Annotated in this window: 3 protein-coding genes and 2 pseudogenes; 3 read left to right on the forward strand and 2 right to left on the reverse strand. The window is 39.4% G+C overall.

Translation table 11 applies throughout. From position 1 onward, the window contains the following. Positions 1–106: 106 nt before the first annotated feature. Entirely contained in the window at positions 107–412 is a 306-nt protein-coding gene (locus RE317_RS20825; RefSeq protein ID WP_005846463.1) for a hypothetical protein, read from the reverse strand. A 205-nt stretch (positions 413–617) separates the two neighbouring features. Between RE317_RS20825 and RE317_RS20830 the strand changes: the two are divergent. Then, positions 618–1,211: pseudogene (locus RE317_RS20830) on the forward strand (phage integrase SAM-like domain and Arm DNA-binding domain-containing protein); the annotation flags it as partial. Here the strand turns inward: RE317_RS20830 and RE317_RS20835 are convergent. Continuing rightward, positions 1,207–1,959 carry a hypothetical protein gene (locus RE317_RS20835; protein WP_008669163.1) on the reverse strand — a complete coding sequence of 251 codons (753 nt, stop codon included), beginning with the start codon at positions 1,957–1,959 and terminating at the stop codon, positions 1,207–1,209. The pseudogene RE317_RS20830 and the gene RE317_RS20835 sit on opposite strands and share 5 nt — an antisense overlap. Before the next feature lie 603 nt (positions 1,960–2,562). On the opposite strand from RE317_RS20835, the pseudogene RE317_RS20840 reads away from it, so the two are divergent. Then, positions 2,563–2,966 (forward strand): annotated as a pseudogene (locus RE317_RS20840) (hypothetical protein); the annotation flags it as partial. 418 nt (positions 2,967–3,384) lie between these two features. Further along, complete coding sequence (locus RE317_RS20845; RefSeq protein WP_085930340.1) at positions 3,385–3,564, forward strand: DUF6965 family protein; 180 nt, start codon at positions 3,385–3,387, stop codon at positions 3,562–3,564. Positions 3,565–3,638 lie beyond the last annotated feature (74 nt).

Raw genomic sequence — 3,638 nt, forward strand, 5'->3', positions numbered from 1 at the left:
CGCAGCTTAAAAAAATGAGTCGATTTTTATAGTCAATGAAAAAAAAGAAGGCGCATCGTGTATTACGACACACCTTCATTCTTTATTCAAAGAGACGCAAAATATATTATTTCAGTATTTCACCTTTTTCATTGAAGAACACCGTACTTTCAGTTCCTTCCTTGTCTGTCAGAACAACCTGATAGGTCTTGCTGCCATCCTCTGCCGCTTCCACCGCCGCTTCCTTGACGGTTGATTCCGCAAAATTTTTGGCGATTGCTTCCGTTACCGCTGCCGGAAGGTCTTTCACTTCAATAGGGGTGAAGTCATTTACTGCCATGACTGTTTCAACACCTGAGGTCAAATTTTCGGCAAATGCCACTGTTGTTCCTAATCCCATTACCAATGCTACTGCAACAAAAGATTTTTTCATAATCTTATATTTTTAATGGTTATTGTTTTACGATAATGATAGGACAATTTTTATGCCAAAAGAATAACTAATCTGATTATCAGTTGGTTAATATTTTACTAATTATATGTGAAATGGAAAAAATCCTCATATAGTGTGGGATGATGTGGAAATGTTCCACATTGATACCTTTCTTCCATTAATCTTTTCGCACCTTTGCGGAAAAATGGATAAAATCAGATACCGTCTTGTATATAACCGCCAGAACACACTTAACAGGCAGGGCACGGCTCTTGTACAGGTTGAAGCCTATTTGAACCAAAGGAAAATCTACCTGAAGACCAATGTTTACCTCAAACCGGAGTGCTGGAGCCGTGAGGGGGCACAAGTCATTAACCACCACCAATCTAACGAACTCAACGCAATGCTCTATGAATACATCCTGTATCTGCAAGGCATAGAATTGGGGTATTGGAAGCGCGGAATACCTGCCACACTCTCACTGCTGAAGGATGCTGTCAAGAAGAAAAGTGCCGTGAATATCAGCTTCTCCACTTTCGCCAAATCAGCCATTGACAATTCGGACAAGAAGCAGTCCACCAAGGACAACCTGCACTCTACACTGGCGGTCTTGAATGACTTCCGTTCCGGATTGGACTTCAAGGATATTACCTATACATTCCTTCGTGATTTTGAGCAATACTTAAGGGAAAAGGGCAATGCGGACAATACGATAGCCAAGCACATGAAACAGCTCCGTATCTTGGTCAATGAGGCAATCAACCAGGGATATATGCACGCGGATGCTTATCCGTTCAGAAATTAGAGATGGTTTTACCGTTTAGATCCAATACAAGTTCCTTCCCTTTTGCCACCTCAACCGGTTTCTCCAGAATAATGTCATCAGACAATATAAAGCTACCTCCGTTCTGGGCGGCTTCATCAAGAGCACCCGCACCAAAGAATTTCACGATACGGGAAACTGAAATTTCCTGCCCGTTGTTATCTATAAGAGTCACTTTCAGAACGGCCTTTTCTCCACTTATTCCTTTCTTGTTGATTTTGACTGTCGTTCCGGTACATTTCCCATCCGTAAATACAGGTTCCTTAATTTCCACATCCTTATTTTCAGCACGGGGCACAATCTCTATATCTGTAGTACCGTCCTCGCTTCTCAATTCCGCAACCAAAGCCTTATAATTTTCTGTTGTCAAACCAATAAATTCAATATCAATTGTATTACTAACGGAAGTTACCGAGAAAATATCGCAACCATCCTTGAACTTGACAGATAATATTTTGGTACGTGGTACGGTCAGCTTGGTCTTTCCGTCAGCCAGAGTGAATATGACATTATCAGGATCACTTGTGTAGTCCACTCCGTTTTCCGCAAATACCGCATCACCTCTGTCGCCTTTCTCCCCGGTCGCCTTAATCCCTGTCGATTTCCAGTTTTTGCCGCCATCCGTTGAGATTTCCCATTCATTTGTCGTGGCGTTGATTTGAACTTGGGGGGCAATGGCATCGTCCCCTTTGGCTCCTTGCGCCTTTATTTTTGTATCAGTCATACCTATCCACCAATTACCGTTCTCGCCGATATGAGGTGTGATGCCGTCAGATTTACTTTATGATGTAAGAAAAATCATACTATCCCTTCTCATTTGGAGAATCCATATATCCCGATTTACAAGACGAACATAACGCTTTTTAAACTAATGTTATCAGATATTTATTAAATAATTGGTGCAAAATTAACTAAAAAATGATGCTGGCCTGTAATATAATTTTTTACATTCCAGACCGATTCAATATATTTATATTCTTCTTTGGTAAATCGTTTTTTATTCTTATTTTGCAGAGTCTTTTTTATTGACATATCGTGACAATGGATTTTAGTGTTTTGGCAGCGATGGTGCAAGCGGATAGGATTTTTAAGTGTGTATTTTATAATCAATCAGATAAACAATAGGCAGAATGGAATTAAATGACTGGTTGGCTATAACTGGGGCTTTAAGGGATTGGAAGCTGTCCGCTGGGATTCATATTCTGTGTAAACCGCAAAACGCACGGAAGGAGAATGCGTCTGCCGATTCGGTGGAGAATGAGAACGAGCGGAAGCAGGTTGACTGGTTGGAAAAGCGTATAGTCCAGTGTACTGCCAAGAGTGTAGAAAGGACAGCACTCGTAAGTCGGTCAACATCGTATATGGCTCTATCATCTCTTTGAATGAACTGATTGCAACCAATGGCAACTACGTGATTAATTTTCGGATTTATGGTACAAGAAAACCGTCTGACAGCCCGACCAGGAAAGTTTTGTTACTGGCTGACGGTCACGTAGAAGGTGATTTCAGCAAGAATAGAAAGAAGGAAACTACAACCAAAGACTGTACGGAGGTGAAAGCCGACAAGGAAACCACTTCCGATATCCATGAGGAAAAACGGTCAGAATCATAAAGGATAAAAAAGAATCCACTTTGCTTAAACAAAAAGGCTTTACCTGTGTTTGTGTAACTGTTTTGTTTGTCGTTGTGCTGATAGTAAAACATTGGCGCAACAGACAATCTTCATCATAAGACTTTAAATTTATAAATTGGACTGCCCCGGCTCGTGATGAGTCGGGGTATTTGTTTAAATACAATTTCCCAATTGGATTACACAATCAACTGAAGAGAATAGAATTTTATGTATTTTTGCCTTGTATTGTGGGGTAGAAGCCAATCTCATAACAAAAATTACTCCTTGTTTTGGGGATCTATTGTAATACGCAATAATGTGACAAAAAATATTTTTAGAAATAGGCAAATCCTTTTGAACAAATTCGTCATTGTTTTGTTCTTGAAGAATAAAGTAGATTGTCAAAACGTAACTAATCTGAACCGTTCCGGCTTGTGATAAGTGGGAGCGGTTTTATTTCAACAATATTTTTGTTAAAAGATAGCGCGTGAATTATATGTTCTTTTATTTTTGTACACAGTTGACATGAATTTATGTATCATGGTGAAAAAGAAATCTTATTCCGAAGAGAAATTAAATGAAATGATCGTATGGCTCAATAATCATGCCAATGAACTTCCTAAGGAAATGCAGATAAATAAATTCGCTTTCACACCAAATTTGAAACTTACTGTTGAAAGTTGCATCATGCAGGCTAAACAATGTTTGGGTAACTAGGGATATTCAGTAAATGTCTCTAAAAAATAAGATGGCATATGAAGATGATAGGGCATGACCATTTCATATGCCAT

The sequence above is a fragment of the Phocaeicola sp. GP0067 genome (assembly GCF_031119655.1).
In the GTDB taxonomy this organism is placed as follows: domain Bacteria; phylum Bacteroidota; class Bacteroidia; order Bacteroidales; family Bacteroidaceae; genus Phocaeicola; species Phocaeicola vulgatus.

Bases quoted from the DNA above. Each gene is read 5' to 3' on its own strand.
- RE317_RS20825 (WP_005846463.1), bottom strand. From the start codon at position 412: ATGAAAAAATCTTTTGTTGCAGTAGCATTGGTAATGGGATTAGGAACA.
- RE317_RS20835 (WP_008669163.1), bottom strand. From the start codon at position 1,959: ATGACTGATACAAAAATAAAGGCGCAAGGAGCCAAAGGGGACGATGCC.